Here is a 15366-nt window from a genome sequence, read left to right on the forward strand (position 1 = left end):
CGGCTACAATGACGGTCCTTCCAACTGGCCGGCGCGCTCCGGTGCAATGACTACGATCCTGCCTCCCGATCCGGACCCGCGGCCGCTGCCGCCCGAAGAGCCGGGCCCCAACGAGTGCTGTGGCAGTGGCTGCCCGCTGTGCGTGCTGGACCTCTATGCCGAGGAACTGCAGCGTTACCGGCACGCGCTGGCCGAGTGGAAGCGGCGGCATCCGGAAAGCGAGTAGGACCAGCTCGGGACGGGAAGGTCCGCACCATCACTGGAAAACCGCGATGTCCGAACGCCTTCCCGATCCTGCCGCGCCGTGGACAACCGCCAATGGCACCGGGCGACTGCCGCTCGCCTTCGGTCTCGCACTGCTCTCATACGCGATGTTTGGCGCGCTGGTCATTGCGCTGCAATTCGCGCGCACCGATCTGGACTGGATGCACGCCACGCTGAGCCTGTACCTGCATGGCCCCTGGGGACTGTTGCTGCGCAGTGCGTACTGCCTGCTGGCCCTGGCCATCGTGCTGATGGCCACTGCGGTGTACCGCAGCCAGCCGCGGTCCCTGCGCAGCGCCGCGCCGGTGTTGTTGTTCAGCGCTGCCGCGGTTGGTCTGGCCGGTGTGGCGGTGGGCGACAGCTACCTGCCCGAGCAGGCGCCGCTGCTGGCGCCCCTGGTCCATGGGCTGTCAGCACAGACCGCCTTCCTCTGCGTCACCGTGGCGATGCTGCTGCAGGCCTCGCTCTTCCGCGCCGATCCGGCCTGGGCGCCCCTCCACGCCCGCAGCTGGTGGCTGGCGTGGTGCGTGTTTGCGGCGCTGTGGGCCAATGTGCTGTGGCGCGAGCTGCCGCGCGGTGGCAGCCAGAAGCTGGTGATCGCCGGAGTGCTGGCCTGGCTGGTGATGGTGGCGTGGCAGGGATGCAGGCGGGTGCCGCAACCGGTCGCGGCAGGTCACAATGCAGGCATCCCAACCCACAGGAAGCAGCCTGATGATCGAGCGCTTTGACACCGGTCCGCGCATGTCGGAGATGACCATCCACAACCGCGTGGCCTACCTGGCCGGGCAGGTGCCCGAGGACACCAGCGTCGACATCGTTGGCCAGACCGAACAGGTACTCAAGGCGATCGACGAGCTGCTGGCGCTGGCGGTGACCGACAAGAGCAACATCCTGCGCGCGGAGATCTTCCTGGCGGACATGGCCGATTTCGCCGGCATGAACCAGGCGTGGGATGCATGGGTGCCGCGCGGCGCTACCCCGGCACGCGCCACCGTGGAAGCCAGGCTCGCCAACCCGGAATGGAAGGTGGAGATCGTGGTGACCGCGGCGGTTCCCTGAGCGGCATCCGCACCTCCAGATGCGCACAGCCCCCGCGTTGGCGGGGGCTTTTCATTTCAGGCGACGCTGCGGGGCGCTCACAAGGCCTGCCGTGCATCCTGACAAAGCCAGTCAGTGGCCGTGGTGGCCCTGATGCGATTTCCCCGGGGGATAGCCCCGCAATTGCGGGTAGCGTGCGTTCTGTTCGCTGGTCAGCAGGTCGCGCTGCTCGATGTGGGCGGCCAGGTGTGCATGGCGCAGGGATGCTTCCAGTGCAGCGATCCTGTCGAGCTGTGCCTTCAGTGTCGCCGCATCCACGTGCCCGTAGCGGAACATCATTTCCAGCTTTTCCTCGGCAGCCACCAGGTCGGTCCCCAGGGCAATCGCCTGCTGTTGCATGCGGGCGCGGAGTGCGGTGGTGGCCTCGCGCTGGGCAGGCGTCAACTCCAGCGCATCAGCCAGTTCAAGCACGTGCAGCGGGCCGGGGTAGCCGTTGAGCTCCGCGGCTTTGCATAGCCCAGGCCCTTGCCGGCCACCAGGCCTTCGATACGGTCCGGAGACAGCGACCTGATGCTCCGGCCATTTCCGCCGGCGTAGGGCGGCATGGGTTCTGCCGCGCCCGCCACGGGGCAGGCGAGCAGCGCGGACACAGCAAGCACCAGGGTGTGCAACTTCATCAGGCAAGTCCTGCAGGCAAGGGGGCAGGCGAAAAGTGTGCCGGACGAGGCCGGAGTCTGCGCGCGAGCGCTCAGGCGGGCTTGAGCTCGATGCAGTCCACCGGGCAGGGCGGGATGCACAGCTCGCAGCCGGTGCACAGATCCGCCAGCACGGTGTGCATGTACTTGGCGCCGCCAATGATCGCGTCCACCGGACAGACCTGGATGCACTTGGTGCAGCCGATGCAGTCGGCCTCGACGATCACCGCCACCTGCGCTGCCTTGTGCTCGCCACGGCTGCGATCGAACGGAATCGCCGGCACGCCCAGCACATGGGCCAATGTGCGGGCACCGGCATCACCGCCGGGCGGGCAGTGGTCCACGCCGGCCTCGCCACGGGCCATGGCCTCGGCATACGGGCGGCAACCGTCGAAGCCACACTGGCCGCACTGGGTCTGCGGCAGCAGGCGGTCGAGGCGTTCGACGAGTGGAGGGGCAACGGACATCGGCAGGCTCGGGGACAACAGGGCGGCATTATCGCAGCCGCGCAGGTGCCGGCCTAACCGGATATGGCGGGTAGCCGGCGTGCACCGCAAGCTGGGCAGGGCGTGGCAGCATGGCGGCCTCCCCTGCCTGGCCTCTCCATGAGCGATCTGCGTCCGACCCGCGACGGCGTGCCCGCGAGCCGCATCCAGCTGCCGGACGGGCCATGGCGCACCGTGTTCGAGGCGCTGTGCGCGTTGTTTCCGTCCATTGATGGGGAAACCTGGGCGCGACGGTTCGAGCGCGGCCGGGTGCTCGATGCCCACGGACGGCCGCTGACGCTGGATGCGGGGTACCGGCTGGGGGACACGGTGCATTACTTCCGAGAGGTGGTGGACGAGCAGGTGATCCCGTTCGCCGAGACCCTCATCCATGCCGACGAGGACATCGTGGTGGCCTGCAAGCCGCACTTCCTGCCCGTGGTGCCGGCCGGCGCCTACGTGCGCCAGAACCTGCTGGCACGGCTGACCGAGCGGCTGCACAACCCGCATCTGGTGCCGCTGCACCGCATTGATCGCGACACCGCCGGGCTGGTGCTGTTCTCGGCCAATCCCGCCACCCGCGGGCAATACCAGGCGCTGTTCCGCGAACGCCGCATCACCAAGGAATACCTGGCCGTCGCCGCGCCGCTGCCGCATCTGGCATTCCCGCATGTGCACCGCAGCCGGCTGGTGCCGGGCGAGCCGTTCTTCCGCATGGCCGAAGCTGCCGGCGAGCCGAACAGCGAAACGCTGGTCGACGTGGTCCATCGCGGCGCCGAGTACTGGACCTACCGGCTGCAACCCATCACCGGGCGCAAGCACCAGCTGCGCGTGCACATGGCCGCGCTGGGCGCGCCGCTGCTGCATGACCGCTGCTATCCGCAGTTGCTGGAGCCGGCGGCGGATGATCCAGAGCGGCCTTTGCAACTGCTGGCCTGGAAGCTGGCTTTCGTGGACCCGCTGAGCGGCCAGGAGCGGCGATTCGAGTCGACCAGGTCCCTGACGCTCGATCGCGGCCCTGTCACCGACTGATCAGGACACCAGCTTGCCGCGATACCAGCGCTCGTGCGCCAGCGCGAGCATCGGCTTGTCCTCGCGGCTGTCGCCGTAGGCGTGGATCCGCAGGTACTTGTCCAGCTCGAACAGGCGGCGGATGTGGGCCACCTTGCGTGGGCCGCAGTCGGCATCGGCGTAGCGACCGGTGAGGCGGCCGTCGACCACTTCCAGCCGGTTGCAGACCATCTGCACGCCAAGCTCTCCGCACCAGCGCTGCAGGTACAGGTCGATAGAGGCGGAAACGACCGCCACGGTGTGACCCTGCGCCTTGTGCCAGTGGATCTGCTCGAGCATCTGCGGCCGCACCATCGCCGGCAGGTGTTCGCGGGCGTAGTCGCGTGCCAGCTGGGCGATCTCGCCGGCATGGCGGCCGGTGAACACCTGGGCGGTCACCCGCCGGCGGATGCGTTCGGCCGAAATCAGCTTCAGCCGGTAGGCCAGTAGCCACGGGCCGACCCGCCACCAGGCCTGCGCGCGCTGTTCCGGCGTGGCCACCCGGCGCAGGAAACGGCCATAGGTGTCGCAGGTGGTGATGGTGTGGTCGAAGTCGAACAGCGCCAGTTCCATGGCGGCTCCGGAAGAGGGCGCGGACAGGCCGCGCCCGGTGCCATCAGCGGACCGGCATGCCGGCCGCTGCACCCTCGTCGGCATCCAGCAGCGCCAGCGCGCCGCCGTCGAAGCCGGCCGACAGGATCATCCCTTCGCTGATGCCGAAGCGCATCTTGCGCGGGGCCAGGTTGGCGATGAACACCACGCTGCGGCCGACCAGCTTTTCCGGCTCGCCGTAGGAGGCGCGGATGCCGGAGAAGATCTGGCGCTCGCCCAGGTCACCAGCGTCGAGCTTGAAGCGCAGCAGCTTGTCCGAGCCTTCGACGAAGCCGCACTCCAGCACCTTGCCGATGCGCAGGTCGAGCTTGGCGAAGTCGTCGATGCCGATGTACTGCGGCGCGTCGCCTTCGGCCTTCGCCGCCGGGGCCGCCTCGGTCTTGGCCGGCTCGGCAGCCTGCTTCTCGGTCTTGGTGTCGGCGGCCGGGGCAGCAGCGGTCAGGGTGTCCTTGGAGGCGTCGGTCATGGCGTCGATCAGCTTGGTATCGATACGGGTGAACAGCGCCTGGTAGGGCGCGATGGCGTGGGCGGTGAGTGGCTGGTCCAGGTCGGACCACGCATTCACCTGTGCGTTTAGGAAGGTCTCGGCCGCGGCGGTGGTGCGCGGCATCACCGGCTTGAGCGCGGCGGCCAGCACGCGGAACAGGTTCAGGCCCTGGGTGCAGACGGCCTGCAGCTCGGCGTCGCTGCCTTCCTGCTTGGCGATCACCCACGGCTTGGTATCGTCGATGTACTTGTTGGCCTCGTCGGCCAGGGCCATGGTCAGGCGGATCGCCGCGGCCGGGTCGTTGCGCTCGTAGGCCTCGCGGATCGGCGCCAGCGCGGCGACGAAACGGTCGTATTGCGCCGCATCGGGCAGGGTGGCGGCGAGCTGGCCATCGAAGCGCTTGGTGATGAAGCCGGCCGCGCGGCTGGCCAGGTTGACGAACTTGCCCACGATGTCCGAGTTCACGCGGGCGACGAAATCGGACAGGTTCAGGTCGAGGTCGTCGACGCCGCCGCTGCTCTTGGCCGCAAAGTAGTAGCGCAGGGCTTCCGGTTCCAGACCCACATCGAGGAAGGTGCGTGCCTTGACGAAGGTTCCGCGCGACTTGCTCATCTTCGCCCCGTCCACGGTCAGGTAGCCGTTGACGTGCAGCTTGGTGGGCACAAGCAGTTCGGTGCCATGCAGAACCGACGGCCAGAACAGGCCGTGGAAATTGACGATGTCCTTGCCGATGAAGTGGTGCAGCTCATTTCCACTGTCCTTGTGCAGGAAGGCAGCAAAATCTTCGCCGGTCTTCACGCACAGGTTCTTGAAGCTGGACAGGTAGCCGATTGGCGCGTCCAGCCACACGTAGAAGTACTTGCCCGGCGCGCCGGGGATCTCGAAGCCGAAGTACGGCGCGTCGCGGGAGATGTCCCAGGCGCGCAGGCCACCCTCGGCGTCCAGCCATTCGGCCAGCTTGGCCTTCACGCCGGGCAGGGCGACGTCCTGCGCCAGCCAGCCGCGCAGGAATTCCTCGAAGTGCCCGACCTCGAAGAAGTAATGCTCCGAGTCGCGCATTTCCGGGGTGGCGCCGGAAATCACCGAGCGCGGCTCGATCAGTTCGGTCGGGCCGTAGGTGGCGCCGCACACCTCGCAGTTGTCGCCGTACTGGTCCGGCGACTTGCACTTGGGGCAGGTGCCCTTGATGTAGCGGTCGGGCAGGAACATGCCCTTGGCCGGGTCGTAGAACTGGGCCACCGAACGGCGCGAGATGTGGCCGGCGGCGTCCAGGCGGCGGTACAGCTCCTCGGTCAGCTCGCGGTTGGCCGCCGAGTTGGTCGAGTCGTAGTGGTCGAAGTCCACGCCAAAGGCAGCGAAGTCGGCCTCGTGGCTGGCCTGGATGCCGGCAATGTAGGCCTCCGGGGTGAGCCCGGCCTTCTCGGCGCCGAGCATGATCGGGGTGCCGTGGGTGTCGTCGGCGCAGACGTACCAGACCTTCCCGCCCATCAGCCGCCGCGCGCGGACCCAGATGTCGGCCTGGATGTAGCCGACCAGGTGGCCGAGGTGGAGCGGGCCGTTGGCATACGGCAGGGCGTTGGTGACGAGAGCGCTACGGGTCATGGCCGTTCGTGATTCGGGGGACCGGCGATTATCGCACGCCCTCCCGGGGCGGCCAGCGCGGGGCCGGAAACAAAGGACCCGGCCAGTGGCCGGGTCCGGGATGTTGCATGGAGCGGGTCGCTCAGAGGCGTTCCCACACCTGGGTCTTGCAGATGAAGGCCACGCAGCCGGAAACCTCCAGCTTCTTGCCGCCTTCGATCAGCGCCATCTTGGAGTTGTAGACCTTGCCCTCGTCGGGCTTGAGGATCTTGCCGCCTTTCCACTTGCCGGCACCGTCGGCCTGCATGCCGCGGATGATCTCCATGCCGGTGATCGGCTTGTTCTTGCGGTCATCGCTGCACTTGTCGCAGGTCGGGTTCGGCCTGGACGGGTTCAGCAGCTCGACGATCTTGCCGTTGAGCTGGCCGTTGCCGGCGCGGCTGATCTCGACGATGGACTTGGCGCGGCCGGTGTCCGGGTCGATCTGGCGCCAGCGGCCTTCGGCGCTGGTGTTGTCGGCGTGGACGCTGCCAATGGCGGCCAGGCCCAGCGGCAGGGCCAGCAACAGGGTCTTGAAGCTCTTGCGCATGTTCCCCTCCCAGGGATTTCGTTGGACCCGGCGCAGGGCCGGGGATGGCCCGACTTTATACCCATTCGGCCGGGTACGGAATCCGCCCGGAGGCAGTGGAAACTGTACCCGTCAGGCTGGGTGCAGGAGTGCGTCAACGGTTTCGTACAGTTCCAGCGGCAGCTCGTCCGGATCGGCAAGGAAGGTGAAGCGATGTCCGGTGTACTCGTCCACGCGCACCGGCTCGGTAGCCACGCCATTGGCGTGCAGGTGGGCGATGCTCGCATCGAGGTCCTCGACGCGGAACGCGAGGTGGCGCAGGCCGCGCGCTTCCGGGCGGCTCGGGCGCGGTGGCGGGGCGGGGAAGGAAAACAGTTCGATCTGGCTGCCATCGGGCAGGGCCAGGTCGAGCTTCCACGAGTCGCGCTGCGCCCGGTAATGCTCGGCGAGCACGCGCAGGCCGAGGATGCGGGTGTAGAAGTCCTTCGAGCGCGCGTAGTCCGAGACGATCAGGGCGACGTGGTGGATGCCGGCCAGCCCCGCGCTCATTGCAGGACATCCAGCCAGCGTTGGGCGATGCGCAGCGCGGTGGGATAGGGCTCCGGATCGTTGCGGTTGGTCAGCACGATCACCGTGAGCCGCTGGTCGGGATAGCGCAGGATCACGTTGCGGAAGCCGATGCTCTCGCCACTGTGCCATTGCGCCTTGCCATTGAGCCGCCAGCCAAAGCCATAGGACGGCACATCGGGCTCCGGCGTCGGCGTGGACGGGGAGAACATCTGGCGCAGCGAGGCGCGTGAAAGCAGACGTCCGTCGTACAGCGCCGCGTCCCAGCGGGCCAGGTCATCGAGCGAGGAGTAGATGCCGCCATCACCGAGCACGGCGCTGGTGGTGCTCTGGTCGGTGCGCTGCCAGCGGCCGTCGACGAGGCTGTGGCCGTAGGCGCGATGCGCCACCTCATCCACGCCGTCCTGGTGGGCGACGGTGCCGGTCATGCCAAGCGGCTGGAAGATGCGCCGCTGCAGGAAGCTGGCGAAATCCATGCCCGAGGCCTGGGCGACCACCAGCGCCAGCAATGCATAGCCGCTGTTGCTGTAGCGGTACTGGCTGCCGGGTGCGAAGTAGGTGCGGTCCTCGCGCTGCAGCAGTTGCAGGACGTCGCTGTCGTGCACCTGGCGGGTGTCGGCCGGGTCCATCAGGTCTTCGTAGTCGAGCAGGCCGCTGGTGTGGCTGAGCAGGTGGCGCAGCGTGACCGCCTCCGCGGCCGCTGGCAGGCCGGGCAGCCAGCGTTTGAGTGGATCATCGATCGACAGCCTGCCGTCCTCGGCCAGCAGCAGGATGGCCGCGGCGGTGAACTGCTTGCTGACCGAGGCCAGGCGGAAGTTGGTCTGTGGCGTTACCGCGGTGGCCTGTTCCAGTTCGGCCAGCCCGTAGCCGCGGCGGAACACCGGCTTGCCCTCGTGCAGGACCAGCACCGCCGCACCGGGCACCTGGCCGTCGTAGTCGCGCATCAGTGCGTCGATGCCTGGATCTGGCGGTGCCAGTTGCGGCGAGGCCAGCGCGGCTCCGGCAGTGCAGGACAGCAACAGGACCATCAGGCGGGCACAGGTCCGGAGCATCGTGGCGTCCTCGGGTCAGGGGCGGGACTGGCTGGCGATCCAGCGTTCGATCTTGGCCTGCAGGATATCCAGCGGCAACGAACCATCGCGCAGCACTTCGTCGTGGAAGGCGCGCACGTCGAAACGCTCGCCCAGCGCCTGCTCGGCGGCCGCACGCAGTTCGAGGAACTTCAGCTCACCGGCGCGGTTGGCCAGCGCCTGGCCCGGCTCGGCCAGCGAGCGCTCGACGTCGGCCTCGGCCGTCGCCGGTTCCAGGCCACCGACCCGCACCAGGTAGTCGACGGCCTGCTTGCGGCTCCAGCCCTGGGCATGCAGGCCGGTATCGGCGGCCATCCGGGCGGCACGCGACAACGCGGCCTGCAGGTAGGCGATGCGTGCGTGGGGATCGTCGTACACGCCCAATTCCAGCCCCAGCGATTCGGCGTACAGCCCCCAGCCTTCGACGAAGGCTACGTCGCCGCCGAGGTGGCGGAAGCGCGGCAGCTTGTCCAGCCCCTGCTGCAAGCCCAGCTGCACGTGGTGACCGGGCAGGGCCTCATGCACGAACTGCATCGGCACCGCCCAGCGCTTGCGCGCGGCCAGGTCGCTGGTGTTGACGTAGAGCACGCCGGGCGCACCGTCGGACAATGGCTGCTGGTAGGAGATCGCCGGCGCGGTGGCCGCGCGTGCGGCATCCATGGCCTGTACCTGCAGCGGTGCCCCGGGCAGGGTGCCGATCAGGATTGGCAGGCCGGCGCGTACCTTGTCATGGACCTGGCGGTAGTCGGCCAGCAGCGCTTCGGCACTGCTGGAGCGGAACTGCCTGTCATTGCGCATGTTGCGCAGCAGCTTCTCCGGCGAGCCACGCAGTCTGGCCTGCTTCATCTCCGCCACGATCCGTGCCTGCAGCTCCTCCACCTGAGCCACCGCGGCGGCATGCAGCTCTGCAGGCGCCTGCGTGGTTGAGGTCGCCTGGCGCAGGTGATGCGCGTACCAGGCCTGGCCGTTGGGCAATGTCGACAGTCCATCGCCATTGCGCGCGGCCGGCAGGTAGGCCGTGGCGATGAAGCCGCGCAGCGAGCGGTACGCGGGCATGATCCGGTTCTCGATCATGCGCTTGTACTCGGCGGTGAGCCGAGCGCGGTCTTCTTCCGAGAAATCCTCCGGCATGTTCCGGATCGGCATCCAGAACAGGCTTTCTTCCGCGGTTGGGCGGATCACCGCGTCCAGCTGCGGCAGCACCTTCTCCATCACCACCCGGGGCTGCACCACGCCCGCGGCAATGCCCTGGCGCATGTTGTCGATGGCCTGGTCGAACAGTACGGGGATGCCAACCGAGCGGCGCGACCAGTTCTCGTAATCCTTCACCGTGGCGAACGGTTGCGGGCCGGCACCGGAGCCAAGTACCGCCATGATGCTGGCGACATTGGAGTACTGGCTGATCGGCATCATCCAGCTGGGAAACTTCTCCGCTTCCAGCGCCAGGCGTGCATCACGCACGAACAGCTCGTAGCTGAGCAGGTCCTGGCCGGTGAGGCCCTGCGGACCGATGGCCTCCACCTTGCCCAGCCACTCCACGGTGAAGTCATGCGACTGCTGGCGGAACGCCGCAGACAGGAAGTTGGGGAGCTCGCCGTTGTGGCGGCCATCGCCCTGGAAGGTCGCCTTGAGCGGGTTCAGCCGCATCGAAGCGTCCCAGTACTGCTCGTAAAGCCGGTTCAGCTGTGCGGCGCGGTCCTGGCTTGCCGGCGCCTTGGGCGCGGCGCTGCGCACCTGCGTGGCGGCCGGGCGCTTGGCCTTCTTCCTGGTGGCCGCATCGGCCGGCAGTGCGATGGACAGGCCCAGCAACGCGGCGATGGCGAACGCCAGGGCGGTCGACAAACGGTGGGACATCGGCAATTCCACGGGAACACGAAGCGGGGAGAGTGCCCGATAACACCGGATACGACCACCCGCCGCAGGTGTCAGCGCGTAATGCCGGGTTCACCTGTCGCGGAGAACACCCCGTCCCGGAAAATCGGTCAGTCCGCGGCGGCCTGCAGGCGCAACTGCTGTGCCGGTTCGGCACCGAGATAGGCGGTGATGGCCCGGCGCATCAGGTACAGCAGCGGGATCAGCGCGACGGCGAACATCAGCTTGTAGGCGTAGTTCACCGTGCTCACCGCCAGGAACAGCGAGGTCGGCCACTGCTGCGGGCCGAGCACGAAGGCGATCCAGATCACCACGAAGCTGTCCACCAGCTGCGAGACCGCGGTCGAACCGGTCGCGCGCAGCCACACCATGCGTTCGCCGGTGGCGCGGCGGATGCGGTGGAACACCGCCACGTCGATCAGCTGGCCGACCATGAACGCGACCAGCGAGCCGGCAATCGTCCACATGCCCTGGCCGAACACCGCGGCGAACGCGGCCTGGTAATCGGGCACGCCTTCAGCCCGCATCGCGGTGACCCACCAGCTGGCCGGCACCAGCGCGATCGCGGCAAAGGCGAACAGGAAGCCGTAGCTGATCAGCACCGCGGCCAGCCACGAGATGAAGCGCACGCCACGCTTGCCGAAGAACTCATTGATGGTGTCGGTCATCACGAACACCACCGGCCACAGCAAGGTGCCCGCGGTGAAGCTGAGCGAGCCTGTCTGGCCGAACAGGTTCCAGTTCAGCGGCGCGATGCCGAGGGTGTCCTCCAGGGCGAAGATCTTGACGCCGATCAGCTCGGCCAGCACCGCGTTGGCGCAGAAGAACGCGGCCAGCACGATGAACAGCAGGACCGCCCGATCCTGCAGCGGCCGCGGGGTCACCTCAGCGCTCACCGGCGCGGGTGAAGGGCATCGTGTCCGGCGCCACCGCGCCGCCGGAGATGATGAAGCCCATCGCCTGGTCCACGGTCCAGTCGGTGGGAGTGAGCAGTTCCACCGGCACGATTTCGAGGTAACCCGAGGTCGGGTTGGGCGTGGTCGGCACGTATACCGCGGCCAGCTCGCGGCCGGTGCCGGCCTCCTGGATCACCCGCGTTACCAGGCCGACCGACTTCATCTCCCGGTGCGGGAAGTCGATCAGCACCACGCGCTGGGTGCTGCCGGGCTTGGTCTGCAGGATGTCCAGCAGCTTGCGCGCGCTGTCATAGATGATGCTGGCCAGCGGAATGCGGCGGATGATCGCGCCGAACCAGCGCAGCAGTTGCTGGCCGATCACGCGACGGCTCAGTGCGCCCACCGCCAGGACCACCAGCACGGTGGCGAACACGCCGAACACCGCCTGCACCCACTCGGCCTTTACCCAGCCCAGGTAATGCGGGAAGGACGCGGCCATCTGGTGCGAGAGCGGGATCACCAGCGGGCTGCTGATGTCCGACAGCAGCCCGAACACGAACTTGACCACGACCCAGGTCAGCCAGATCGGAAGCAGGGTCAGCAGGCCGGTGAGGAAGAGTTTCTGCACCGAGGTGCGCGGGAAGGTGTCGGAAGCCATGCGCTATTGTAGCCGGCGGCTGGAGGCGACCAGGACGGGCGCCGGCCAAGGGGGAAGGGAATGAAGGCACTGGTATGGATTGCAAAGGGACTGGCAGCCGTGGCGGCGCTGGTCGTGCTGGTCTGGGGGATTTCCAGGGCGCTGCCGGTACCGGCCGAACACCGCCAGGCGCGCGCGCTGCTCGAGGCCGATCCCGGCTTCACCGGCCGCAATGGTTTTGCCGCACTGTGGTTCCTGCCCTACGAGGGCATTCCGGAAGATCGCCATGCCGAGCTGCTGGCCCGGGATGTGGCCGCCCAGCAGGAGATCGTGGCCAGGCGTGTGGCTGCGCAGCAGGCCGGTCAGGAAACCGACCTGCCGGTGCCGCCGCCGAGCGTGGCCGCCGGCCTCTGGCCGCGTGTGGATATCCGCGCCAGGCCCGCCTGCGGACTCGCTGAGCTGGACTGCCTGGACAAGGTGCGCACGGCACCGCAGGACTATGCGAAGGCGCTTGAAGACCAGCAGGGGCTGCTGGCACGTATCGCCGCGCTGGGCGATTACGACTACGTGCAATCGCCGCTTCCGCAGGACACTAGTACGCCGCTTCCCGAGCTGCAGGTCCTGGCCCGCGCGTACACCGCACACGCGCTGGCGCATGCACAGGGTCGCAGCGACGAGGCGCTGGTCGGGCTGTGCCGTTCTGTGGTGACCGGCCGGATGCTGATGTCGCGCAGTGATTCGCTCGTACTGGCGATGATGGGCTCCAGCCTGGTACATGCCAGTTCCCGCTTGTTCTCGCAGGTGCTGGCCGAACTGCCCGCGGACCACCCACTGCCGGCTGGTTGCAGTGATGCGTTCGCACTACCGGCGCCAGCCGAACTGAGTGCCTGCAACGCGATGCGCGGCGAGTACCGGATGGTCACCAGCATATGGCCGACGCTGAGGCGCGAGGACAAGCGCGGCGTCTGGCTACTGCTGGACGAGGACAAGAGCATTGGCCGCCAGGCCTGGGTGCTGGCTCCGGCCTGCACTGAGCAGGCCGCCGCTGCGCTGGCGCAGGACGCGCCACCGCCGCCCGCGCCGCAGATCAATGCCTCGCCGTGGACGCTGCGCTGCGCGGCAAATACCGTCGGCTGCATCGTTACCTCGATCGCCGGACCGGCCTATACCGATTACCCGGCACGGCTGCAGGACGCCGGCGCCCAGCTGCGGCTGGTGTCCATCCTGCTGTGGCTGCGCGGGCAGCCGGGCGATGGCGACGTCGCGGCACGGCTGGCCGGCCTGCCCGGACCGCTGCGCTCGCCCTCAAGGGCAGTGTCGGTCAGTGCCGACGGACGCTGGCTGGAGATGCCGGCCTACAGCAGCCGCGAGGCGACGAAACCGCAGGTGGCGTTGCCACTGCAGCCGAGCGACGCGGCCGCCGGCGCGCATTGATCAGCCGGCCGGGATGCGTGCGGCTGGCTTGAGCCGCACGTAGACCTGCTTGCGCACGCGGGCCACCACTTCGCCCTTGGCGTCGGTGATGTCGTTCTCGAACCAGTGCAGCACCTTGCCGCCATCGGCGGCCCTGGCCCGCAGCTCGTCCAGCGTGGCCTCGTCCAGATGGAACGACGTACCGACCGTGCCCTTGCCGGGTTTGACGAACTCGATCTCGGCGGCCTTGTCCCAGACGAAATACCTGTTGCCCAGGTTGCGCAGGACCGAGAACATCCAGAACGGGTCGGTCATCGCAAACAGGCTGCCGCCGAAGTGGGTGCCGACATAGTTGCGGTTCCACGGGCGCATGCGCAGTTCGACGTCGATGTCACGGAAATCCCGTGACACCTTGGTCACATGGATGCCAGCGAGCAGGAACGGTGGCCACAGGTTGATGCCGTGGCGGAACAGCGTTGGATTCATGCGTGGGAAAGAGCGGAAAGGCAGGCGCGAAGCTTAGCATTCGGGCCCGTATGGTTGGGCCGGCGACGCTGACTGCGCCACGTAACCATCGCCTCCCAGTGCGCGTGCATTTTCCAGCGCGGCCGTGGCCGCCATCAGCACCTGCCGCGGCGCGGCCGGCCCGTCTTCCACCGCCACCACACCGGCGCTGAGCGTGCACACGGGGCGCAGGTCTGCCTGCAGGTCCTGGATCAGCTGGACCGCCCCATCGCGACCGGTCCCGGGCAGCACCAGGCCAAAGCGGCCCTGGCCGAGATGGGCCGCCACGTCGCGCGGCCGCCGCGCGTGCCGGCCGATGGCCGCGCCCGTGGCCTGCAGGATCGCGGCGTCGGCCGCGGTGGCGCCGTCCAGTGCCAGCATCGCGACCCCCAGTGGCTCGCCCCGGCGCAGCGCCACGGGCAGGGCATGGGCAAGCGCGCGTTCAAACCGGCCGGCATTGACCAGCCCGGTCCGGCCGTCACGCTCGCGCAGGTGCCAAAGCTGCAGGCCGGTCGTCAGGGCCCGACCCAGCAGCAGGAGAGTGATGGCCAGCAGGGCCGCGGCCGGCGCGAACCAGTAGCCGGCCGCGGCCAGTGCCACGGCCAGCGCGATCGGCAGCAGGCTTGCGAGGGCGGTGGCCGCCCAGCGCCAGCGAAGGCGAATGCAGCCCGCCGCAGCCACCAGCAGCGGCAGTACGACACCCACCGCGGCGATGACCAGCGGCGGCAGCGGGATCAGGAAACTGCCCTGCTGCAGCCTCGCGGCAGCCATAACATGGAATTCGGCCGGGCTGATCCGCTGCCCGGTGCCTATGACGACCGGCGTGGCCAGGGAGGGCGCGGTCGCGCCTATCACCAGCGGGCGGCCGCGCAGTTGCCCGGCCGCTACGCGCCCGGCGAGGACATCGTGGTAGCTGTAGCGCGGCATGTCGGTGGTGACCAGCCGCGGCAGCAGTACCGGATGGCACCCCTGCCAAACGTAGGGCGACTCCGCCAGGGTGGCGGGTGCGGTGGGGGGCGATATGCCGGCCAGCAGCGCGGACAGCGCGGGCCACTCGCTGTTGGCCGGGCCGGCGCGCAGCAACAGGGACCGGGTACGCCCGTCGTCATCGGATGCGATGCCGGCATGGCCCAGGGCCGCGGCTGCGATGGCGAACGCCGGCAGCGGTGCGCGGTGGGCCGACAGGCCCGGCGTGTCGGTGGTCGGCACCACCGGCAGCAGCACCGCGCCGTGGCGGCGGATGGCAGCGGCCAGCTGTGCGTCGCCCGCGGGATCGCTGGAACCTGGTGCAGACAGATCCAGCTCGAGGGCGACCCGACCGGAGCCGGCGGCGCGCAGCTGGTCGAGCAGCCGCGCGTGCGTGCCGCGTGGCCATGGCCACGGGCCCAGGGCCTGCAGGCTGGCCTCGTCGATGGCGATCAGTGCCGTGCCGGGTTGGGCCGATGCGGCAGGGGCAATGGCCAACCGGTCGAACAGCCAGCGATCCGCTGCATGCAGCAGGCCGGCGTATCCGGCCCAAGAAGTGGTCAGGCCCAGCGCGAAGGCCAGCAGGATCCAGTACAGGCACCTCGGGCGCCGGTACATCGGTCAGGCAGGAGCATGTGGAAGGACGCGAGCCGACGATGCG

General features: G+C 68.6%; 18 protein-coding genes. 5 read left to right on the forward strand and 13 right to left on the reverse strand.

What is annotated here, in order from left to right; genetic code table 11:
* Nucleotides 1-46: 46 nt before the first annotated feature.
* From LG380_RS01740 to LG380_RS01750, 3 genes are read left to right on the forward strand one after another with little or no spacing between them, the layout of a single operon-like run.
* Nucleotides 47-226 (forward strand): oxidoreductase-like domain-containing protein, encoded by a 180-nt coding sequence (locus LG380_RS01740; protein WP_225763322.1) that lies wholly within the window; start codon nucleotides 47-49, stop codon nucleotides 224-226.
* 46 nt (nucleotides 227-272) lie between these two features.
* A complete protein-coding gene (locus LG380_RS01745) occupies nucleotides 273-992 on the forward strand; it encodes a DUF998 domain-containing protein (protein ID WP_225763323.1) in 720 nt (239 codons plus the stop codon).
* Complete coding sequence (locus LG380_RS01750) at nucleotides 976-1323, forward strand: RidA family protein (RefSeq protein WP_225763324.1); 348 nt, start codon at nucleotides 976-978, stop codon at nucleotides 1321-1323. The genes LG380_RS01745 and LG380_RS01750 overlap by 17 nt, the downstream gene beginning before the upstream one ends.
* Before the next feature lie 111 nt (nucleotides 1324-1434).
* Here LG380_RS01750 and LG380_RS01755 read toward each other — a convergent pair whose 3' ends face one another.
* The 3 genes from LG380_RS01755 to rnfB all read right to left on the reverse strand — a co-directional run bounded on the left by LG380_RS01755 (nucleotide 1435) and on the right by rnfB (nucleotide 2464).
* Nucleotides 1435-1773, reverse strand: coding sequence for a Spy/CpxP family protein refolding chaperone (locus LG380_RS01755; RefSeq protein WP_225763325.1), 339 nt, complete (start codon nucleotides 1771-1773; stop codon nucleotides 1435-1437).
* Nucleotides 1743-1979 (reverse strand): hypothetical protein, encoded by a 237-nt coding sequence (locus tag LG380_RS01760; protein ID WP_225763326.1) that lies wholly within the window; start codon nucleotides 1977-1979, stop codon nucleotides 1743-1745. Before LG380_RS01760 ends, LG380_RS01755 begins: the two co-directional genes overlap by 31 nt.
* A 71-nt stretch (nucleotides 1980-2050) precedes the next feature.
* Nucleotides 2051-2464: an Rnf electron transport complex subunit RnfB gene (gene rnfB, locus LG380_RS01765; RefSeq protein ID WP_225763327.1), complete on the reverse strand. Its 414-nt coding sequence runs from the start codon at nucleotides 2462-2464 to the stop codon at nucleotides 2051-2053.
* A gap of 138 nt (nucleotides 2465-2602) precedes the next feature.
* On the opposite strand from rnfB, the gene LG380_RS01770 reads away from it, so the two are divergent.
* Nucleotides 2603-3514: a pseudouridine synthase gene (locus tag LG380_RS01770; protein ID WP_225763328.1), complete on the forward strand. Its 912-nt coding sequence runs from the start codon at nucleotides 2603-2605 to the stop codon at nucleotides 3512-3514.
* Here LG380_RS01770 and LG380_RS01775 read toward each other — a convergent pair whose 3' ends face one another.
* The 8 genes from LG380_RS01775 to LG380_RS01810 all read right to left on the reverse strand — a co-directional run bounded on the left by LG380_RS01775 (nucleotide 3515) and on the right by LG380_RS01810 (nucleotide 11843).
* Nucleotides 3515-4105: an HAD family hydrolase gene (locus tag LG380_RS01775; RefSeq protein WP_225763329.1), complete on the reverse strand. Its 591-nt coding sequence runs from the start codon at nucleotides 4103-4105 to the stop codon at nucleotides 3515-3517.
* A gap of 43 nt (nucleotides 4106-4148) precedes the next feature.
* Complete coding sequence (gene metG / locus LG380_RS01780; protein WP_225763330.1) at nucleotides 4149-6233, reverse strand: methionine--tRNA ligase; 2085 nt, start codon at nucleotides 6231-6233, stop codon at nucleotides 4149-4151.
* 121 nt (nucleotides 6234-6354) lie between these two features.
* The gene (locus LG380_RS01785; protein ID WP_225763331.1) at nucleotides 6355-6801 is read right to left on the reverse strand and encodes a DUF2147 domain-containing protein; all 447 of its coding nucleotides are present in this window, start codon (nucleotides 6799-6801) and stop codon (nucleotides 6355-6357) included.
* 111 nt (nucleotides 6802-6912) lie between these two features.
* Nucleotides 6913-7329, reverse strand: a complete 417-nt coding sequence (locus tag LG380_RS01790) for a VOC family protein (protein WP_225763332.1) — start codon at nucleotides 7327-7329, stop codon at nucleotides 6913-6915.
* The gene (locus tag LG380_RS01795; RefSeq protein WP_225766409.1) at nucleotides 7326-8375 is read right to left on the reverse strand and encodes a serine hydrolase domain-containing protein; all 1050 of its coding nucleotides are present in this window, start codon (nucleotides 8373-8375) and stop codon (nucleotides 7326-7328) included. The genes LG380_RS01790 and LG380_RS01795 overlap by 4 nt, the downstream gene beginning before the upstream one ends.
* Nucleotides 8376-8414: 39 nt before the next feature.
* Complete coding sequence (locus LG380_RS01800; protein WP_225766410.1) at nucleotides 8415-10277, reverse strand: DUF885 family protein; 1863 nt, start codon at nucleotides 10275-10277, stop codon at nucleotides 8415-8417.
* Nucleotides 10278-10399: 122 nt separating this feature from the next.
* Nucleotides 10400-11185, reverse strand: coding sequence for a queuosine precursor transporter (locus tag LG380_RS01805; protein WP_225763333.1), 786 nt, complete (start codon nucleotides 11183-11185; stop codon nucleotides 10400-10402).
* Nucleotides 11175-11843, reverse strand: a complete 669-nt coding sequence (locus LG380_RS01810; protein ID WP_225763334.1) for a DUF502 domain-containing protein — start codon at nucleotides 11841-11843, stop codon at nucleotides 11175-11177. The genes LG380_RS01805 and LG380_RS01810 overlap by 11 nt, the downstream gene beginning before the upstream one ends.
* 60 nt (nucleotides 11844-11903) lie before the next feature.
* On the opposite strand from LG380_RS01810, the gene LG380_RS01815 reads away from it, so the two are divergent.
* The gene (locus LG380_RS01815; RefSeq protein ID WP_225763335.1) at nucleotides 11904-13256 is read left to right on the forward strand and encodes a hypothetical protein; all 1353 of its coding nucleotides are present in this window, start codon (nucleotides 11904-11906) and stop codon (nucleotides 13254-13256) included.
* Here the strand turns inward: LG380_RS01815 and LG380_RS01820 are convergent, their stop codons facing one another.
* The gene (locus LG380_RS01820; protein ID WP_225763336.1) at nucleotides 13257-13721 is read right to left on the reverse strand and encodes a DUF4442 domain-containing protein; all 465 of its coding nucleotides are present in this window, start codon (nucleotides 13719-13721) and stop codon (nucleotides 13257-13259) included. It abuts the gene before it with no gap.
* A gap of 33 nt (nucleotides 13722-13754) precedes the next feature.
* Nucleotides 13755-15323 (reverse strand): CHASE2 domain-containing protein, encoded by a 1569-nt coding sequence (locus tag LG380_RS01825; protein WP_225763337.1) that lies wholly within the window; start codon nucleotides 15321-15323, stop codon nucleotides 13755-13757.
* Between the last annotated feature and the right edge of the window lie 43 nt (nucleotides 15324-15366).

It is taken from the genome of Stenotrophomonas sp. Marseille-Q4652, from assembly GCF_916618915.1.
Classification (GTDB): domain Bacteria; phylum Pseudomonadota; class Gammaproteobacteria; order Xanthomonadales; family Xanthomonadaceae; genus Stenotrophomonas.